Consider the following 19,730-nt stretch of genomic DNA (forward strand, 5'->3'; position numbering starts at 1 on the left):
CTCATTTTGCACTATTTCATGATGAAAATAAAAAAAGTGCTTCTATAAAAAGAAGCACTCCGAGTTTAAATCAAGTAAGTCAACGTTACAAAGCTTATTAAGCTTCTACAACTTCAACAGTCTCCATTTTGTCTTTACCTTCCAAAGCGTCCACGAACTCCATACCTTTGGTTACTTTACCAAATACAGTATGTTGTCCATCCAAATGTGGTTGTGGTTGGTAGCAGATGTAGAACTGGCTTCCACCTGTGTTACGGCCAGCATGTGCCATAGCCAGTGTTCCACGCTCATGTTTGTTCGGGTTGATTTCACAGTTGATTGTGTAACCTGGGCCACCTGCACCAGTACCGTTAGGGCATCCGCCTTGAGCTACGAAGCCCGGGATAACGCGGTGGAATGTAAGACCATTGTAGAAACCGGAGTTAGCCAGTTTCTCAAAGTTTGCTACTGTGTTGGGAGCTTCTTGATCGAACAGATCGATCAGAACTTCTCCGCCGTTTGCCAATTTAATTTTCGCTTGTTTCGCCATATGTAAATGACTCCTTTCGTATTGACCATCGTTAATGGTGCCAAAACGCATGACCCTGGGTCAAGCATTACAGCACTTTTCTTAGTGTACACCGAAAATGACTGGATCGCAAAAAAAACGGCAACTTTTTTCACAATTTAGTCCGAATACGTAAAAAGCAGACGAAAAAGGAAGTTCCCTTTTCATCTGCTTCAACTATAGAATCCCTATATCCTGAATCATGCAGAAACGCATTATCTTTGACGAATTAGCGAGTTACTGGTTGTTTGCCAATACGCGCTGGTACCAGGTCATTCTGGATGATATCCTGATACGTCTCACGGCGTACCACGACATCTCCTTGACCGTCTTTGACAAACACAACAGCTGGGCGACGAATCCGGTTGTAGTTGCTCGCCATGGAGTAGTTATACGCACCTGTGCAAGCTACAGCGAGCAGATCACCACTTTCCACTTTTGGCAGGTCCAGATCCCAGATCAGCATATCGCCACTCTCACAACATTTACCCGCAACGGATACCGTTTCCTGAGCAGCCTCATTCGCACGGTTAGCAAGAACAGCTTCGTACTTGGATTCATACAAAGCAGGACGAGGGTTATCGGTCATACCACCGTCAACAGCAACGTATTTACGCACGCCCGGAATGTCTTTGCTTGTTCCAACGGTATACAGCGTTGTTCCTGCTTCACCCACGATGCTACGGCCTGGTTCAACCCAGATCTCAGGTACGGCATAGCCAATTTGGGCAAAATGATTTTTAACTGCGTCTGTAATAGCCTTCACGTATTGCGCAACTTCAAGCGGTGTATCTCCGTCGATATAACGGATTCCGAATCCACCACCAAGGTTAACCACTTTGAAAGCAACGTTAAGACGTTCATATACGCTTGCTGCAAATTCAGCAACACGTTGAACAGCCATCTGGAAGCCTTCAACTTCGAAGATCTGGGAACCGATGTGGGAATGCACACCGAGCAATACCAGGTTAGACTGCTTGGAAGCCAGTTCAATCGCTTCAAATGCTGTACCATTGCCGATATCGAATCCAAACTTGGAATCCGTTTGACCAGTGGAAATATATTCATGCGTATGGGCCTCAACACCAGGCGTCACACGAAGCAAAATGTTTACTTTACGATTTTTGTCCGCAGCTACAGCCTGCAACAGATGCAATTCATTGAAGTTATCAACAACAAAGCATCCAATCTCTGCATCAAGAGCCATTTCGATCTCTTCCAGCGTTTTGTTGTTACCGTGGAAATGAATGCGCTCAGCCGGGAATCCTGCTTGCAGTGCAGTGAACAGTTCACCATCAGATACAACATCCAGGGAAAGTCCTTCTTCAGCTGCAAGTGCACACATCGCCATTACACAGAATGCTTTACTTGCGTATGCAACCTGGAAACCCAAGCCGGAAGCGCGGAATGCTTCCATGTACTCTCTGCAACGCTCGCGAACCAATTGCTCGTCCACAACATACAGGGGAGTTCCAAATTGTTCTTTCAGATCTGTTGCATCCACTCCGCCAATCTCCAGATGCCCTTGCGCATTTATTTTACTTGTACCATGTAAATACATAATCTGCATTCCTCACTTTTTTGTATACTGGAACAGTTGCTATTCCAATGATTTTACACCAGTATATCAAATTAGGCGGCGAGATGAATGGATTTTTCGGAAGATCATTTGTGTTTTTTACTTTTTCGCAGTTCACCGTCCGGATCATCGGACATTTTGGTGTTGTCACGGGTTTTGTTGAATGATGGACGTTTTTTATTTTCCAGTAAAGGCAGCCGGAATAAAAAGTTGCCCAAGGCCTTTGCATTAAACGGTATAAAAGGCCATAGATACGAAGAATTATATGACCGGTGAACGGTGAGTGCCAATATGAGCAATGTACAGCCAACAACCAATCCCGGAACTTTGAATATCGCTACTGCTATGAGTAAAAACAGTCTGACTAACCTGTTGGCAAGTCCCAACTCGTAACTTGGTGTGGCAAACATTCCAATGGCTGCAATGGCCATATAGAGTACAACCTCATTAACAAAGTATCCCGTTTTCACAGCAATATCTCCAACAAGAATGGCCGCGATTAAACCCATGGCCGATGCCAGAGGTGTAGGCGTATGAACTGCAGCCATCCGCAATAGATCGACACCAAGCTCTATGAGAAGAAACTGCAAAATCAGAGGCAACTTCACATTTTCCTGTGGACCAATGAAGTCCAGCCCCATCGGTTTGAGCGAAGGTTCTATTACCATGAGAAGCCATAGGGGCAGCAAAAACAGCGATATGAGAATCCCTGCAAAACGAACCCATCGTAAATACGTCCCCATCAATGCCGTCTGTCTATTTTCCTCTGCATGTTCACACAGGTCGAAGAACGTCGTTGGCAAAATCATTACACTGGGAGAAGTATCAACGAAAATGACGACTCTGCCCTCCAGCAGATGGGATGCTGTTACATCCGGCCGCTCCGAATATCGAACGAGCGGGAATGGGTTCCATCCCTTGTTGATAATCGCTTCCTCCAGCTGTTTATCTGCGGCGGGAATACCATCGATATCCACCCGCTGAATTTTCTCACGGACTGAGTCCACCTGCACTTTATCCACAATATCGTCAATGTATACCACGCAGACATCGGTTTGTGTTCTCCGCCCCACCTGCATGATCTCAAACTTAAGTCCAGGGTCGCGTATTCTGCGGCGCACCAAGGTTACGTTAGTCAGGAGGGTTTCCGTAAAGCCATCTCTGGAACCTCGGACTACCCTTTCCAATGAAGGTTCTTCTGGTGAACGAACCGGGTAACTCCGGGTATCCATTACTAGGACCGAGCGATCCCCTTCAACGAACAATGCACTCATACCTGTAAGAACCTTGTTAATGACCGCACTCATCTTCTCGACTTTTTCCACCTGTATATGGGGAATGTAACAATCGAAATAAGATTTTAGTGCGTGCTCAGATACCTGATCAGGCGTGAGATAGGTTAACCTTTTTAATACTTCCAGTAGGATCTCATCCTTGGCGAAACCCGTCAAAAGAAGCAATCCCACATGTTTGCCACCCAGCACCATCTCTCTCATATCCACATCAAAAGATTCCCCAAGTCCGAGAACTTGCTTGAGCGTATTTTTGTTTTCACTCATCCGAGGGGAAATATCATCATTTTCCTGCCAATACTGTACGGATTCCTCAATACTGTCGGACATCTCATTTTGTTTTTTCTTATTGTACGCTTTCTCCTCTTCTTCCTTCTGAATCTCATATGCAGACTTGTGCAGCATCTCTTCCGTTATACCTTCACTATGTTCCTGGCCTGTGTGCTCCGTTCGTTCATCCATCTTCCATCCTCCTATGGCCACGAGTTACCGTTGATATATAAAGAAATCAAACAGGGAACCTGTCATTTTACCCAAAATCATGGCGAGCAGTAATCCAAACAAATAAGGTTTCATGCCTAATCGTTTAGCTAGCACGGGCAGTACATTAAGCACCTCGGTGAGTGCTGCGGCGAGCAGACCGATGAACACGCCACAGAACAACCCTACGATCGGGCTAAGCAGCAGCACCCCATGCATTTTCCAATGCCAGAAGTCCGCCACCGTTCCGAGCAGTGAACCACCGATTAGCGCCCCTTCGTACCAGTGAGTCTTGTCATACGTTTGCGTAAGTTGAGCCAACCTGGGAATCATATCGAGCACCAGAATAAGCGCAATTACGCCGCTTCCTACGGCAATTCCTCCCGCAATACCCAATACAATGCTGATTGCTCCATTAAGAACGCTCATCCGCATTCATCTCCCTGCGTTCCTGCTCATGCATCCGTTCGCTTTCCTCGATGACCACATATTGATCTACATTTTGCTGGTATAGGAACATCTCCACTTCCAGCGGGGTAGGCTCCTCATTCCACTTTTTCTTGAACAAGTGATTAAAAAATACTGCCATTCCGAATCCAATGCCAATCGAATATGCCACTTGGAACAGGTAGGGATGTTCGTCCCGATGTCCAGTGAGCATCTCCACAATTCGAATCTGAACTTCCTGCATGTTCACATCGGCATGAAAATTCATTATGGTTAAGGCTGATCCGAAGAAAAGAAGTAACCACACCAAAATGAACAGGGACTTGGAAGGTTGACCATTTCCCGCGATGACTTCAACCAACGTATGACCTGATCCCATCAGTTCAACACTGACCTCCGGCAAGATGTGCCGAATTCGGGGAATAATCTGTAATATATCAATGAGGATCAGATTGCCATCCTCCGGTCCAGGACGCAAAAGTTCAAGCTCCAGTAGCCTGCTCTCCTGATTTTCAGAAGTGGTCAGTACATGTGCAATGTCTCCAAGCTTGACTGCCCTGCCCCTCTGGATGCGAATGCGGCTGCGCAGTCGAACGTAGACCATTGGAGTGGGCGTCTGAGACATCCATAACACTCCTTTGCTGCGTAATTTAGGTTAGTATTTGAAGAATGTGCAAATTTATTACAAACGGGTTGGAAAAAGATCGGGAGGTGGGTGCGGGCGCTGCGGGATAGATCGGTCATTGATCGCTGTTGCTCGGGGTAGGATACACGCAGACACTCCGACGGCAGACCAACCTTCTGATCGCTGTTGTCTCCAAATTCTTCTGATTGATTTCTAAGTGTTAGAAATTTGGAGACAAAGGCGAACGCTTCGCTTCTTCAGGTCTAATCTGCCGCCTGCGTTGCTTGTGTATCATTAGGCAAGCCCTCACGCTTCGCTCCTTTTGACCGATCCCATCCCTCCGCTGCCCATCGTCCTCCCGTTTCCAAATGGTTGAAATAAATATGCTGGGGAGGTGCATGGAGGAATTGAAAGAGGAGCTTTGCGGTTATTTTGTTCAATACAATGACGCTAATGGTAGTGATAGATTGCTAAGTAACTATTTTTAAGGAGGAAAATTCATGAAGTATATCATACTGGTTTTTATGATAGCTATTATTGCAGGATGTGGTGAAAAAATTGACGCAGACCAGATGACGAGTACTAGCGATATTTTAGCAAATGAAATGATTCAAACTGATCCAACTGCAGATCTCTTTTTACTCAAAGATCGAGTGTATGTAAGAAAAGAGGAAATCAAAAATATCGACCAATTCGGTGAAAAGTTAGGGACAATTAAATACAGATATATAGAAGAGGAAAAATTTAAGGATTTGATGTCTACGCAACTTCCCGTGGGTACAGAAATTTATCAATTCAAAAATGAAAAATCGATAGATCAGGTGATTGTTAAGGAAAATGAAAAACTAATAATCTACCAATCATTAGCTGAAGGATAATCATAATCCATTGGATGCACAGCCTAACAACAAATAACCTCCCTCGCCATAATGCGCGATAGAAGGTTGTTAGTTGTCGTATATTGGTGCATAAGCACCAATAATGTTGTCGCAATCCCCGAATCACTGCGCGATCTGGTCGCGGATGGATTGCAGTATTTTTTTCTCCAAACGGGATACCTGCACCTGAGATATGCCCAGCCTGCTGGCAACCTCGGACTGTGTCTGATCCCGGTAATACCGGAGATAGACGATTAACCGCTCCCGTTCGCTGAGACCACCGATGGCTTCGTTCAGCGCCAGTTTGTCAAACCAACGTTCCTGAGACTCGTCAGCAATCTGATCCATTAATGTAATGGGATCACCGTCATTCTCAAATACCGTCTCATGGATGGAGGTCGGTGGTTTGTTCGCTTCCTGGGCAAATACGACTTCCTCGGGGGTTACCCCCAGCTCTGCGGCAACTTCCTTAATCGTTGGTAAACGATCCAGATGTTTGGACAGTTCGTCCCTTTTTTTGCGGACTTTATTCGCCATCTCTTTCAGTGAACGACTGACCTTTAGGGTACCGTCATCCCGCAGGAATCGCTGGATTTCTCCGATGATCATCGGTACCGCGTAGGTTGAGAACTTCACGTCATAACTGAGATCAAATTTGTCTACTGACTTGAGCAGACCGATACAACCAATCTGGAACAGATCTTCCGGATCATATCCCCTGTTCATAAAACGCTGTACGACGGACCAGACGAGTCTGATGTTGCAGTTCACCAGCGTATCCCGCGAAACATGGTCACCCGACTGACTGAGCGCAATCAGCCGTTTGACCTCGGCATCGTCCAAATAGGTCTGTGAAGATGGTTTCACTTCAGCATCCATAAGAACACCAACCCCTAATTATACAATGCTTTCTTGGATTCAATCCTTTTTTTCATCTTGATGGAGGTGCCTCTGCCGGGCTCACTGCTGACTTCGAATTCATCCATAAAGTTTTCCATAATGGTGAAGCCCATGCCCGACCGCTCAAGTTCGGGTTTGGACGTATATAACGGCTGCTTGGCCAGTTCAAGATCTTCGATACCTTCACCGCGGTCTTCCACAATAATCGTGATCATGTCTTCCCGAATCTCGGCCTGGATAGAGACAACACCTTCAGAGTTGTTGTTGTATCCATGGATGATGCTGTTGGTCACGGCTTCCGAAATGACCGTCTTCAGGTCACTGAGCTCGTCCATTGTTGGATCAAGCTGGGAGATAAATGCAGCAACGGTTACCCGTGCAAACGATTCATTCTCTGACTTGGCCGCGAATTGCAGATTCATGAAATTTGTCCCTGTTCCTTCATTCATGAGACGACCTCCAGACCTGAGAGAGCAGTTCCCTCATTTTCGTATATCGGCATTATCTTGAACAGACCCGACATTTCCAGCAAACGGTACACCGGCGAATTGACGTCACAGACCACCATCTTGCCGCCTTTGTTCTTAATGAGCTTGTATCTTCCCAAAATGACACCCAGGCCCGAACTATCCATAAATTGCAGATCTTTCAGGCTGAGTACCAGATGCTCGCTTTGTCTCCGCTGGATGGCTTCATCCATTTGCATCCGTACCATGTCAGCTGTATGGTGATCCAGCTCCCCGGATAATCGTACAATCAGAATCCCGCGATGGTGTTCCATTTCCACATGCAAGTTCACGTTTGCCCACTCTCCTCCCTGTCTTGAACAAGGATTTCTACGTATCCAAAGGCTTTTCCTGCCCCCCGACAAAACTAGAAGAAAACCCCTATTTAACTACAAAATATGTTCGAAGGATGCGAACAACTCGCGTAATTCGCCTTTTAATCAAACAGGTTGGACGTAGTCCGTTTAAACAGCTTCCACCAGCCAGCTTTATTCACGTCCTGTGGAGCCTGAATGTCGAATTCCTTAATGACGTCATTGCCCTGGTACACCACCAGTTTACCTATACTTTGTCCAGCCTTGATCGGAGCTTTCAATTCTTTGGCAACCAGCAATTCATGCCGGATGTCATTGGATTTCGCTCCTTTGCGCATCAGCACACTATAATTTTGCGTGGCATTCAGAGGCAATTCGGCAACTTCACCTTTTTCGATCTTTAGACTGCCCAGCAGATCCCCTGCCTTGTAGAGAGCCTTCATCGTATATTGACTAAAGGCATAATCAAACATCGATGACACTTCGCTATTTCGTGTTTTGGTATTTGGTTCACCAAGTACCACGGAAACAACACGCAGTCCCTCCTTGGACGCTGTTGCGGACAAGCAGAACTTCGCTTCGGATGTATAACCTGTTTTCAAACCATCTGCCCCTTCATAAAAACGAACCAGCTTGTTCGTGTTCACCAGCCAGAATGGCTTTTCCGAGTCTTTGCGAAGGTAATCCTGATAGGCACCGGTGTACTTCGTAATCCCTGAATGTTTCAGCAGTTCACGACTCATGACGGCAATGTCGTGGGCTGACGAATAATGATTATCCACCGGCAGACCGTTACAGTTGGCAAAATGAGTATCCTTCATGCCAAGCTCCTTCGCACGCTCATTCATCAGCTGTACAAAGGATTCCTCCGAACCAGCAATCTTCTCAGCCATAGCCACTGAGGCATCATTTCCTGAAGCCATCGCGATCCCTTTTAACATGTCATCAACGGTCATCTCTTCCCCAGGCTCCAGGAAGATCTGCGAACCGCCCATGGAAGCTGCATATTCGCTCGTTCTTACTTTATCTGTCAGCTTCAGCTTGCCGGAGTCGATCGCTTCGATTGTAAGCAGCATGGTCATAATTTTTGTAATGCTCGCCGGAGGCAGCTGATCATGACTGTTTTTCTCATATATGACGGTTCCTGTGTCCGCATCCATTAGGATCGCAGAGCGTGCCGACGGGGCAAGATCCGTCCCTCCCGCTGCCTTCGGTGTTTCTTCAGCTAATGCCGTTGATGCCATAAGGGACAGCAGGATACAAAGGGTCATGAACGATGCCATTATTCTTTTCTTCACAAGGTTACCTCCTCAAATGACTTGCTTACTGCATGTTCCATGCATGTACTGCTAATCATTGTCGGCCCGTTTCCAGTAAATTATTCCATGTAAAGCATGATTTCCCGAACTTTTATTGAAAATGTGATCAAAGCGAAAAAAACGCACTGTACTCAACGCATGAGTAAGCGGACGTTCAACACAACAAAAAAAGGTTACCCCCGATGATTTCTCATTCGAAGAGGTAACCTTCTCTACTCAACTCTTGCTTACATTTGTGGAATAACAGCCAATACCAGCGCCAGGAACGATTCACGAACACGCTCCGTCGTTTCCATCACCTCATCATGTGACAGCGGCTGGTCCAGAATTCCGGCAGCCATGTTACTGATACAGGAAATACCGAGCACTTCCAGACCTGCATGGCGTGCCACGATCACTTCAGATACAGTGGACATGCCCACGGCGTCCGCGCCCAATGTACGCAGCATTTTGATCTCTGCTGGTGTCTCGTAGTTCGGACCAAGCATACCTGCGTATACCCCTTCACGTACGTTAAAACCTTGTGAAGCCGCCGTATCCTTTGCCAGCGCACGCAAACGGCGGCTATAGGCTTCGGACAGATCAGGGAAACGCACGCCCAGGGCAGCGTCATTGGGTCCGATCAGTGGATTTTTGCCTGTAAGATTCAAGTGATCAGAGATCAGCATCAAATCTCCAGCTTCATACGACGTGTTCACGCCGCCCGCTGCATTGGTTACAAGCAAGCTGCTTACACCCAGTTCTTTCATTACTCGTACCGGGAAAGCTGTCAATTCCGGACCATATCCTTCGTACATGTGGAAGCGGCCTTTCATCATCACGACTGGACGGCCTTTAATGGTGCCGACCAATAGCTCACCTTCATGTCCTTCTACTGTGGACACCGGAAAATGTGGAATATCCTGATAAGCGATGCTTACGCCATCTTCAATCAGTTCTGCCAGTACGCCAAGACCCGAACCCAAAATCAAACCGACTTCCGGCTTGATGGAGCTTTTGCTTTGAATATAAGAGGCTGCTTCCGAAATCATTTGTTGGTTTAATGCTGTCATGCGATGTATGTTCCTCCTTGAGTTGAAACGATCCGTCTATAGACGCATTTTGCAAAATCTATTCAATCCGAATTTATGCAAACTGCTTATGTATAACGGCGTTTGGATGTATTCAATTTATTTTATCCTAAATCGTCGCGATGTTCCGCATTTATTTGTGAATGCCATGCGTCAAAATCTATTTTGCCCTCGGATGATGGGTTTCATAGATTTCTTTCATGGTTTTGCGACCATGGTTGCCATATTGTTGCCCCGGCTGCTCTACGTGCCCCAGCATGTCCTGAACCGCACGTGTGTCCGCCCCATTGGCAATCAGGTGCGCCGCAAAGGAATGACGCAGCGTATGCGGTGTAATTTCGTCCGAGATTCCTGCGTCCACTGCGGCTTTTTTGAGCAGCTTCCAGAAGCCCTGCCGGGTTAAACGTCTGCCAGATACATTCACGAACAGTGCCTGCTCGTCCGAATCGGTTTTGAGCAATTTGTTGCGGAATTCCTCCACATATACACTTGCCCAATGTGCAGCGGGTGCACCGATGGGAAGAATGCGTTCTTTGCCCGCTCCACCGCATCGTATAAAACGCATGCCTGGCTGTACATCCCGAATGTCCAGCGCAATCAGTTCCGATACCCGAATACCTGTAGCATATAACAGTTCAAGCATCGCTCGATCTCTCACACCCTGCGGTGAACGAATATCAGGCGCTGTCAGCAGTTGTTCGATCTCCTGTATGCTTAATACCTGTGGTGGCGACTTGTCCGCCTTGGGAGCTTCCACATCAAACGTAGGGTCCTGTATAATCTCCCCCCGGCGCATCAAAAAGTGAAAGTAGGAGCGCAGAGATACGATGCTGCGGGCAATGGTTGCGTTGGCACGTCCTGCCTGTTTGAGCTGACCTGCAAACAGGACGACATGCGTGCGTCTGACCTGATCGGCTTTGTGTATGCCAAACTCCTTATCTGCAAATTCAATGAACTTGTCCACGTCTCGGAGATACGATTCAAGCGTGCTGCTCGACATCCCTTTATCATCTTCCAAGTATAAGGCATAGGCGTGTATCGTCTGTTTCATGTACAACGCTCCTCAACTGACAGATCTGCCGCTCTGGCAGACTGCTCCCGTATTTGCATCCCTGACTGTTCGAAGCTACTCCCCGTACCAATAGAACAAACGGAGACGCTCTGCCATCGTAGGACGTCCTTCTCCATTACCCGGCCAATCCGTTTCCTGAAATACTTTGATTGCATTGCCAGTCGGCATCTGATACTGGTCCACAGGTGAGATCCAGCCATTGAACAGATCCAGAACATGATAGAACAGATAGACTAGTGCAGCAAAAAATATAATAAATCGAATAAAACGGAGCCCTCTCCGCACTGATATAATCATGGGTATATCCCCCTTCTGATTCAAATCCGGTAACGTCCTTGAATCAGGGTATGTCCATAAACACAAGTTTATGCCATTAGGGGTAAACTCCAGATCACGTCCGGTGCCAAAAAAGCTCTCCCGTCAAAACCGCCGGTGAGAGCTTGAAGATATGCTATGTTATTCTTCATCTTTGGGTTTCTGTTCATTTTTAGCTTTGCAACGATAACAAATTCCATGAAAATCCAGTCGGTGATCTACTACCGAAAAGTTGAATTCCCGCTCCAAACGCTCTTCAAGCGGTCCAAGCCAGTCTTCACGTATTTCATCCATACTTCCGCATTGAACACAGATTAAGTGATGATGGTGATGCTTGGATGTATCTCCGCGCAGATCATAACGCGCTACACCGTCGCCGAAGTTGATTTTCTCTACAACATGCAGCTCACTCAGCAGTTCGAGGGTACGGTACACGGTTGCCAGACCGATTTCGGGAGCCTTTTCTTTAACGAGCATGAATACGTCTTCTGCGCTCAGATGATCTTCTTCATTCTCAAGAAGTACTCTTACGGTGGCTTCCCGCTGGGGCGTTAATTTATATCCTTGGGACTGTAGTTGCTGCTTAATTTTATCAATCCGTGCTTCCATTTTCTCCCTCCCCCTAGGAAATCACTGCACACTGCAACTTAACCCACTCTTTTCATTATAGGGGGAGTGCGTAATTAAAGTCAACATTTTACACTATGCATTGCACGTTATGCCGGTAGTAGCATTGGCGTGACCCAGCGCATCATCGCAGGTGTAACCCATGTTTCGAAAGACGCCACGCCGAGCAGCATTGCAGCCATAACCAAAGTTAACACTATATATGAAGCAAACGGCCTTTGTCGACCGGGTGTTCGCTGCATCAAAACACGATTGCGAATGATGTATAGCGAGAATGTCATCGCCGCCACACTGCAGATCAGAAGGATTGGAATGACAAATAGATTATGTGGTGCCACGGAAACCAGTGCAAACAGCAGCCCTTTCCAAGAATACTGTCCAACCAGGTAACCCACAGTGAATCCAATGAGCACACCTTTCAGAAAATCCAGAACCAGTATACCAGGCAGTCCAACGACGGATAAACCCAGAATAAAGATTAGACCTACCCATTTTAGATGAAGCATGGCGATGTCCCAATAGGCCCCGGTCTCTGTCATCTGTGCACTGTGCTGCACGGTCATGAAGAAATTACCGAGATAACCCTCCAGATCCTGGCGTTGATCAAGAGACAATGCATTCACCATAAGCGCGCCAAAAATGACGCCGACCAGAAACAAGACAGCCACGAATACATATAACGAAGTCTGACCTTTAAATGTAAAGTAGGATGAGCGCATACAGGTACGAGTCCCCTTTCCGGTATCATGCTGCAAGGATTCTCAGTTACATCCTCATAGTCATTCTTATGAACCGGAATGCACCTGTATGACTTCTTGTCCAGATTGGTTCCCTGTATGGTGAAAGTTGAACCTCGGAATATAACTACAGCATATTTACACGAGTCACTCCATGGCTCTTTCCTGAACAGCAACTTTACCGTACGTTCCTCCACCACCAGAGGACAATTCCAGTTGCCCATTCCGTGCAGCCACGATCAAGCCAGCCAGCACAGCTCCAACAACCGCAGCAAGTTCTTCCTCATGCGTACGATGAAGCACATTCATTTCTGTACCAAAATGGTCCAGTAACTGGCGCAATTTGGCTTTGCCAAGTCCCGGAATGAACTCCAGTGGTACCTGATAATGATAGGCGGGTCTGTTTGCAGGAACATGAGGACTCTCCCGATCAGAGATGGCCAGAATGCGGTCCAATACCCCTTGAACCAGCTTCAGACTGCCACAGTGAGGACAACGCTCTGCCGACATCGCTTGCTCATCCATAATACTGCCACATGCTGCACAGTAGGTACGGTGATACTTGCCCAGCCTTGGATTCAGCCCATAATTGGCAGCAATGCTCCTGCCATCTTCTCCTTGAAGTGCCATACGGAATTCATCAAAAGAAGGGGTAGCAACTTGCAATTCGTTATACTCCCGTCCAATCTTACCGAGTGAATGTGCATCCGAATTGGTCAGGAACGGCACATGATCCAACTCTCGAATATAACTGGCCATGGATGAGTCTGAGCTTAACCCCAGCTCTACCGCATCCACAAGACGGGTATCCAGCACATCGCCCATACGGGGGGCTGTACTGCCATAGATGCCTTTATGCGGTGTAAATACATGTGCAGGCACAATTAGTCCACCACGTGCCTTAATCTCGGCCTGCATCTCTAGAGCGGGCACGTATACCCGCTGAGAACTGAGATTCACATTTTTCATATAACGTTTCATCCAGTCCGTGAAGGACTTCATCGTTTTCAGATCACGGAAGTATGCGAGCATATGGAACTCACGCATTTCAGGCTCGCGCAGCTCAATCTCTGTACCCAGCAGAATGGTGGTGTCCTGGTAGGCAATACCGCCCCCCTCAATCTCGGACATCGTACCGTTCTCCAGCAATTGCTCGATATCCATCTGTACAACCGGCGAATGACAATCAATCACACCCAGCAAATGAATTCCTTTGCGATCCGATGCTTCCCGGGCAATATTCTCAAATGTCAGATCGCGACTGCCACTGATTTTTACGGCCTCGCCGCGAGAAGTTCGTCCGATGTGAATATGCAGGTCTGTATAACAGGGCTCCCACATCGTGGACGTTTTCAGTTGGTCATTCATCCCTAGAACCGTCCTGTCGTTCTGTAGAGGTCCCACGCGTACACAGCCATCATCGTTTTGGCATCACTAATCCGGTTATCGTCCATGAGTGCGTAGGCTTCCTCCAGTGTGATCTCAGATACTTCAAGGAATTCATCTTCGTCCAGTTCCATATCTCCGGCTTCCAACTCTTCAGCGATGTATAGATGAATGATCTCATCTGCGAACCCTGGTGAGGTGTAGAACGAACGCAGATGACGCAGTGACTTGGCCACATATCCCGTCTCTTCTCGCAATTCACGTGCGGCAGCCACTTCCGGCTCTTCTCCCGGGTCCAGTTTTCCCGCAGGAATCTCCACTTCGGTGCGTCCCATTGCTTGTCGATACTGATCCACTACAAGCATGCGATCCCCATTCAGAGCGAGTACAGCTACTGCTCCAGGGTGCCGGATTATCTCACGTGTAGCCGTCTCACCGTTCGGCAGTTTAACCGTATCGACCTGTAGTGAAATCACTTTCCCCTCGAAGATGGGCTTGGTGGATACGGTCACTTCATCTAGTTTTGGATTGGCAGGTTGCGCTGCATGGATGGATTGAGCAGATTGGTTTGATTTCATTCGTTCTTCAACTCCATATCGTTGGATTATATATTCGATTAATGTATAAATCTCTGATTTTGGGCATATGGTGAGCGTATAGAACTCTCACAGTAAATATAAACAAATCAGGGGGAATTTTGATGAACAGTTATTTGACGCCTAAATCCGTACACGTGGTAGGACAAGCCCGGCAAGTACAGCTCATCCTTAAGCAATGGTTGCACGAGTGGGGACCGGATGCCAAATTAAGTGATCTGCTCGCTGGACGCAAATCAATGGGGCATTGATCTATTCAGCCATAGACACATGTTTCATCCAATATTAACGAGTCTTCTCCCTTGAAATATAACATGAATTTACAAAAAGTCCGAATCCGTACAGACCGGGTTCGGACTTTTGTCTAAAAACATGTGCAGTATCTTATTTCTTGCCAGCTGCCGTTTCCTGAATAATTGCCACCACCACTTGGGACAACTTCACAATGTCTTCGGCACGAATACGTTCTTTGGTTGTATGAATATCCTCATACCCTACCGCCAGATTCGCGGTTGGAATACCAAATCCGTTAAAGATGTTGGCATCACTGCCCCCACCAGAAGCGAACGTACGAGTCTCGAGACCCATACTGCGGATGGCGCGCTGTGCAAGCTGCACAACTTCGTGCTCATCATGGAAACCAAATGCCGGATAAAGGATTTCACTTCTGAATTCAGCCGTTGCACCGTATTTGCGACATGTTGTTTCGAGCGCATCACGCATCTGTGCTACCTGCAATTCCACTTTCTCTTGCACAATACTGCGAGCTTCCGCTTCAATCTGTACAAAGTCACATACCACGTTGAGTGCTGATCCACCCTGGAATTTACCAATGTTTGCTGTTGTCTCATCATCAATTCGTCCAAGCTTCATCGCTGCAATGGCTTTGGCAGCAACCTGAATGGCGCTGATCCCGTCTTCCGGGTTCACGCCCGCATGTGCGGACTTCCCATAGATGCTCATTTGGATTTCGGCTCTGGCCGGTGCAGCTACACAGATCGTCCCTACAGCTCCGTTGGAATCCAACGCATAGCCGAATTCGGCATCGATATCCTTCGGATTCATGGCACGTGCGCCCACCAGGCCAGACTCTTCGCCCACCGTAATGACGAATTGAATTTTACCATGTGGAATCTTGTTCTCCTGAATCACACGAATCGCTTCGAACAGTGCCGCAATCCCTGCCTTGTCATCTGCTCCCAGGATCGTTGTTCCATCACTGCGAATCCAGCCATCTTCACCCAGTTCAGGTTTAATGCTCTGTCCCGGCGTTACGGTGTCCATATGACATGTGAAAAAGATCGGTGCAACACCATCTGTTCCTTCGGCCTCCCAGGTAATGACAAGATTTCCCGCACCATGTCCGATTTGTTCCATGGTGTCGTCCTCATAGACATGAAGGCCGAGATCTGCAAACTGCTCTTTAAGCACCTTGGAGATGTTCTGTTCATTTTTCGTTTCACTATCAATCTGAACCAGTTCCATGAACTGATCGATAACACGTTGTTGTTTAATCATAGGACTTTCCTCCCTCTCGTGGATACGGTACAATACAATTACTATGGCTTACTTTATGTTGAAAGGAGTTCTCTCATCATGCAAAAAAAGAAATGGTTCAAAATCATCATCTATCTCATGCTGATCGCCATGATCGGGTCCACCCTTTTCATCGCTCTCGAACCGTTGCTGTTCGGATAGCCGCATGAAGCCTTTCTACGGTCTGTTTACAGACGTTGAAGGGCTTCTTTTTCGCTAATCCAATTGATTTGATATGGAAAAATGCGATTAAAGTACGGAACAATCTCGCGTGCTACCTGCTCCACTGTATAAGACTTGCCCGTGATATCCTCCAGTGAAGTAACACCATATTGCTCAATTCCACAAGGAACAATCCCCTGAAAACCAGCATGTTGAATGCCTGAGCTGATGTTAAAAGCAAACCCATGACTGGTCACGAAACCGCGGCGATGTTTGCAACGATTAAACTTGATGCCGATCGCAGCAATCTTCATATCGCCGATCCACACACCCGTATACCCCTCTTTGCGTCCGGCTTCGATGCCTTGGTCTGCGAGATAATCTATAAGTACCTGCTCAAGTTTCCGCAAATATCCGTGTAGATCCAAGTCTTCATCCCGACCAAGAATCAATAACGGGTAACCTACCAACTGGCCCGGGCCATGATAAGTAATATCACCGCCCCGATCAATCTGAAACAAAGAAATCCCTTGCTCACGCAATTCTTCCGGACTGAGAAGCAGATGCTCCGGATGATTTTGTGAACCAATCGTATACGTTGGCGGGTGTTGTAAAAGCAGCATCTGCTCGGCTCCCTCGCCCTCGTCCAATCGCTGCACAATCTCTTTCTGGCGGTTCCAAGCCTCTTCATAATCAAGCATCGGTATGTATGCAACATCCAGCGGCTTGCTCATGATTCCCCACACCCTTCTGCTTCAGGTTCAATGTACAATTGAGCACTTGTCCATAGACAACAGGAAAAGTGCACGGCCTCCGGCACATACACTTTCCCGTCTACTATTTACTTAATACACCGTGCTCTCCATGGTATATCCTTCAAGGTTTTCTTTGACACGTTGCAAGAAACGTCCGCTGATTACGCCATCCAGGATTCGGTGATCCAGCGACAGACACAGATTAGCCATCGAACGAACAGCGATCATATCATTAATAACCACGGGCTTCTTGACAATCGACTCGAATGTAAGAATCGCTGCCTGCGGATAGTTAATGATTGGCTGGGACAGGATCGAACCGAATGAACCGGTGTTGTTCACTGTGAACGTACCACCTTGCATATGGTCCAGCTTCAGCGTACCTTCACGTGTTTTGCGAGCCAGTTCATCTACTTCACGGGCCAGACCTGCAATATTTCGCTGATCGGCATGTTTGATTACCGGTGTAAGTACGGAATCTTCGGTCCCTACCGCCATGGACAGGTTAATGTCCCGTTTGACGATAATTTTGTCCACTGCCCATACCGAGTTCATGATTGGATAGTCTTTAATCGCATTAACGACACCCTTCATCATGAAGGACAGATATGTCAGATTGATGCCTTCCTTGCGCTTGAACTCATCCTTGAGTTTATTGCGCAGCATCACGAGATTCGTCACGTCTACTTCGATCATCGTCCATGCATGCGGGATTTCGGATACACTCTGACGCATATTCCGCGCAATCGCATTACGCACAGGGGTAACATCAATGAAATACTCCGATCTTCCTTGGCCGCCACCTTCTACTTCGATCTGTGGAATTTTCGGGCTTTCGGTTAGATGAATACCTGAATGTCTCACAGGAACGCCTGCATCGGACGCTGAGATCGCTTCTCCAGCGGTTAAACCCATGTCTCCGTTTCCACGATTTACGCCACTGAATGGAGAAGCAGACGGCACACCAGAAGGTGTATGCTGTGCAACTGGAGATGATGCTTGTGCAGACGCAGACGATCCAGCCACATTACCTCCCTGTGCAACAAATGCCAGCACATCTTTGCGGGTAATACGACCACCTGCTCCAGTACCTTGGATGCTTTGCAAGTTCAAACCATGCTCTGCTGCCAGGGATTGCACTGCCGGGGAATACCGATTACGCATCGGCTGATTAGGATCATGTGCTGCTGTATTTGAGACGGCAACAGGAGTATGGCTTACATGTTGCTGCACTTGCTCCTGTTGCTGCGATACTTGTGTTACCTGCTCAGCCGCTTCTTCGTCAGAAGCTGCGACCTGCATGCGGCAGATTGCTTCACCAACAGCAATCGTTGTGCCCTCTTCCACCAAAAGGTCACCCATAATTCCATCCACAGTGGAGGGAATCTCGGCATTAACTTTATCCGTGATTACTTCACAGATCGGCTCGTACTGTTCCACACGGTCGCCCGGTTTTTTCAACCATTTGCCTATGGTAGCCGAGACCAGCGATTCCGCCAATTGCGGCATAATGACCTCGATCCATTTCATACGTTCAGCCATTTGATTATCACTCCAAACTTTACTTTTAAACGAATAAACGATCCAATAAAACGAAATTAAAACTCGGCAAGTGTACGCATTGCTGCTTTGGCTTTGTCCTTGCTCAGCATGTAGAATTTCTCCAATGTTGGGCTAATTGGCATGGCCGGCACGTCAGGTCCACAGAGACGCTGAATCGGTGCATCCAGTTCAAACAGACATTCCTCGCTAATAATCGCGGCAACTTCGGCACCTACACCACCTGTTTTGTTATCTTCGTGAACGATCAGCACTTTGCCCGTCAGACGAGCGGAAGCAATAATCGCTTCACGATCCAGCGGTTGCAATGTGCGCAGATCCAGAACGTGTGCTGTAATGCCTTCCTCACGTTCCAGCTCCTCAGCAGCCTGCATGACAAAATGCAGCGGCTGGCTGTAGCCGATCACCGTAATATCTGCACCCTCACGAAGTACGTTGGCTTTGCCGATCGGAACGATGTAATCATCCTCAGGCACATCTTCCTTGATGAGCTTGTAGCATTTTTTATTTTCAAAAAAGAGTACCGGATCCGGGTCGCGAATGGCCGCTTTGAGCAGACCCTTGGCATCATATGCCGAGTAAGGCGCTATAATTTTCAGACCAGGTGTACCAAAGAAAATCGATTCCGGACATTGGGAGTGATACAACCCACCGAAGATTCCGCCACCAATCGGCGCTCGAATGACAATCGGACAACTCCAGTCATTGTTGGAACGATAACGAATTTTGGCCGCTTCACTAATGATCTGGTTTGTTGCCGGCAGCATGAAGTCCGAATATTGCATCTCGGCAATCGGCTTCATGCCATACATCGCTGCACCGATGGCAACACCTGCAATAGCTGATTCGGACAACGGTGTGTCCATGACACGCATCTCGCCAAACTGATCCTGCAAGCCTTTGGTTGTGGTGAACACACCACCTTTGACCCCTACGTCTTCACCGAGGATAAAGACATTCTCATCCCGCTCCATCTCTTCTTTCATCGCGAGACGGATTGCATCAATATATTCCATCACTGCCATAC

The 19,730-nt window shown here is 47.4% G+C and carries 23 protein-coding genes; 3 read left to right on the forward strand and 20 right to left on the reverse strand.

Going from position 1 to position 19,730, the window contains the following annotated elements; translation table 11 throughout:
* Positions 1-97 precede the first annotated feature (97 nt).
* From MKY85_RS19340 to MKY85_RS19360, 5 genes are all read right to left on the reverse strand, one after another.
* Complete coding sequence (locus MKY85_RS19340) at positions 98-529, reverse strand: peptidylprolyl isomerase (RefSeq protein ID WP_253438709.1); 432 nt, start codon at positions 527-529, stop codon at positions 98-100.
* Between the two features lie 247 nt (positions 530-776).
* Positions 777-2,108, reverse strand: coding sequence for a diaminopimelate decarboxylase (gene lysA / locus MKY85_RS19345; protein ID WP_145148860.1), 1,332 nt, complete (start codon positions 2,106-2,108; stop codon positions 777-779).
* Between the two features lie 104 nt (positions 2,109-2,212).
* Positions 2,213-3,880: a spore germination protein gene (locus MKY85_RS19350; protein WP_339235387.1), complete on the reverse strand. Its 1,668-nt coding sequence runs from the start codon at positions 3,878-3,880 to the stop codon at positions 2,213-2,215.
* A gap of 24 nt (positions 3,881-3,904) precedes the next feature.
* Complete coding sequence (locus MKY85_RS19355) at positions 3,905-4,333, reverse strand: stage V sporulation protein AB (RefSeq protein WP_339235389.1); 429 nt, start codon at positions 4,331-4,333, stop codon at positions 3,905-3,907.
* Positions 4,314-4,970 (reverse strand): stage V sporulation protein AA, encoded by a 657-nt coding sequence (locus MKY85_RS19360; protein ID WP_339235392.1) that lies wholly within the window; start codon positions 4,968-4,970, stop codon positions 4,314-4,316. The genes MKY85_RS19355 and MKY85_RS19360 overlap by 20 nt, the downstream gene beginning before the upstream one ends.
* Positions 4,971-5,470: 500 nt before the next feature.
* Between MKY85_RS19360 and MKY85_RS19365 the strand changes: the two genes are divergently transcribed.
* Positions 5,471-5,848, forward strand: coding sequence for a hypothetical protein (locus tag MKY85_RS19365; protein WP_339235394.1), 378 nt, complete (start codon positions 5,471-5,473; stop codon positions 5,846-5,848).
* Between the two features lie 123 nt (positions 5,849-5,971).
* On the opposite strand, the gene sigF is transcribed toward MKY85_RS19365, so the two are convergent.
* The 11 genes from sigF to MKY85_RS19420 all read right to left on the reverse strand — a co-directional run bounded on the left by sigF (position 5,972) and on the right by MKY85_RS19420 (position 14,672).
* A complete protein-coding gene (sigF, locus tag MKY85_RS19370) occupies positions 5,972-6,727 on the reverse strand; it encodes an RNA polymerase sporulation sigma factor SigF (protein WP_036607856.1) in 756 nt (251 codons plus the stop codon).
* 14 nt (positions 6,728-6,741) lie between these two features.
* Positions 6,742-7,197, reverse strand: coding sequence for an anti-sigma F factor (gene spoIIAB / locus MKY85_RS19375; protein ID WP_036672324.1), 456 nt, complete (start codon positions 7,195-7,197; stop codon positions 6,742-6,744).
* Positions 7,194-7,547 (reverse strand): anti-sigma F factor antagonist, encoded by a 354-nt coding sequence (gene spoIIAA / locus MKY85_RS19380; protein ID WP_017687636.1) that lies wholly within the window; start codon positions 7,545-7,547, stop codon positions 7,194-7,196. Before spoIIAA ends, spoIIAB begins: the two co-directional genes overlap by 4 nt.
* Before the next feature lie 143 nt (positions 7,548-7,690).
* Positions 7,691-8,812: a D-alanyl-D-alanine carboxypeptidase family protein gene (locus MKY85_RS19385; RefSeq protein WP_339243135.1), complete on the reverse strand. Its 1,122-nt coding sequence runs from the start codon at positions 8,810-8,812 to the stop codon at positions 7,691-7,693.
* 302 nt (positions 8,813-9,114) lie between these two features.
* Positions 9,115-9,939 (reverse strand): purine-nucleoside phosphorylase, encoded by an 825-nt coding sequence (locus tag MKY85_RS19390; RefSeq protein WP_062835238.1) that lies wholly within the window; start codon positions 9,937-9,939, stop codon positions 9,115-9,117.
* Positions 9,940-10,117: 178 nt separating this feature from the next.
* Positions 10,118-11,008, reverse strand: a complete 891-nt coding sequence (locus MKY85_RS19395) for a tyrosine recombinase (RefSeq protein WP_339256174.1) — start codon at positions 11,006-11,008, stop codon at positions 10,118-10,120.
* A gap of 75 nt (positions 11,009-11,083) precedes the next feature.
* On the reverse strand, positions 11,084-11,326 hold the full coding sequence (locus MKY85_RS19400) for a DUF4227 family protein (RefSeq protein ID WP_017687632.1): 243 nt from the start codon (positions 11,324-11,326) through the stop codon (positions 11,084-11,086).
* A 159-nt stretch (positions 11,327-11,485) separates the two neighbouring features.
* A complete protein-coding gene (locus MKY85_RS19405; protein ID WP_090922447.1) occupies positions 11,486-11,953 on the reverse strand; it encodes a Fur family transcriptional regulator in 468 nt (155 codons plus the stop codon).
* 107 nt (positions 11,954-12,060) lie between these two features.
* Positions 12,061-12,690 carry a stage II sporulation protein M gene (spoIIM, locus tag MKY85_RS19410; protein ID WP_339235400.1) on the reverse strand — a complete coding sequence of 210 codons (630 nt, stop codon included), beginning with the start codon at positions 12,688-12,690 and terminating at the stop codon, positions 12,061-12,063.
* 165 nt (positions 12,691-12,855) lie between these two features.
* Positions 12,856-14,076, reverse strand: coding sequence for an endonuclease Q family protein (locus tag MKY85_RS19415; protein WP_342570559.1), 1,221 nt, complete (start codon positions 14,074-14,076; stop codon positions 12,856-12,858).
* Positions 14,077-14,078: 2 nt separating this feature from the next.
* Positions 14,079-14,672: an NUDIX hydrolase gene (locus MKY85_RS19420; RefSeq protein WP_339256180.1), complete on the reverse strand. Its 594-nt coding sequence runs from the start codon at positions 14,670-14,672 to the stop codon at positions 14,079-14,081.
* A 122-nt stretch (positions 14,673-14,794) separates the two neighbouring features.
* Between MKY85_RS19420 and mciZ the strand changes: the two genes are divergently transcribed.
* Positions 14,795-14,941 (forward strand): Z-ring formation inhibitor MciZ, encoded by a 147-nt coding sequence (mciZ, locus tag MKY85_RS19425; protein ID WP_253438738.1) that lies wholly within the window; start codon positions 14,795-14,797, stop codon positions 14,939-14,941.
* A 133-nt stretch (positions 14,942-15,074) separates the two neighbouring features.
* On the opposite strand, the gene MKY85_RS19430 is transcribed toward mciZ, so the two are convergent.
* Positions 15,075-16,208 (reverse strand): M20/M25/M40 family metallo-hydrolase, encoded by a 1,134-nt coding sequence (locus MKY85_RS19430; protein ID WP_339235410.1) that lies wholly within the window; start codon positions 16,206-16,208, stop codon positions 15,075-15,077.
* 78 nt (positions 16,209-16,286) lie between these two features.
* On the opposite strand from MKY85_RS19430, the gene prli42 reads away from it, so the two are divergent.
* Complete coding sequence (prli42, locus tag MKY85_RS19435) at positions 16,287-16,388, forward strand: stressosome-associated protein Prli42 (protein WP_017687624.1); 102 nt, start codon at positions 16,287-16,289, stop codon at positions 16,386-16,388.
* Between the two features lie 26 nt (positions 16,389-16,414).
* Here prli42 and lipB read toward each other — a convergent pair whose 3' ends face one another.
* The 3 genes from lipB to MKY85_RS19450 form a co-directional block, all read right to left on the reverse strand.
* Positions 16,415-17,125, reverse strand: a complete 711-nt coding sequence (gene lipB, locus MKY85_RS19440; RefSeq protein ID WP_342573429.1) for a lipoyl(octanoyl) transferase LipB — start codon at positions 17,123-17,125, stop codon at positions 16,415-16,417.
* 108 nt (positions 17,126-17,233) lie between these two features.
* Positions 17,234-18,685, reverse strand: a complete 1,452-nt coding sequence (locus tag MKY85_RS19445; RefSeq protein WP_342570560.1) for a dihydrolipoamide acetyltransferase family protein — start codon at positions 18,683-18,685, stop codon at positions 17,234-17,236.
* Positions 18,686-18,741: 56 nt separating this feature from the next.
* On the reverse strand, positions 18,742-19,728 hold the full coding sequence (locus MKY85_RS19450) for an alpha-ketoacid dehydrogenase subunit beta (protein WP_062835245.1): 987 nt from the start codon (positions 19,726-19,728) through the stop codon (positions 18,742-18,744).
* Positions 19,729-19,730 lie beyond the last annotated feature (2 nt).

Source organism: Paenibacillus sp. FSL R5-0749 (assembly GCF_038595085.1).
Lineage (GTDB): Bacteria > Bacillota > Bacilli > Paenibacillales > Paenibacillaceae > Paenibacillus.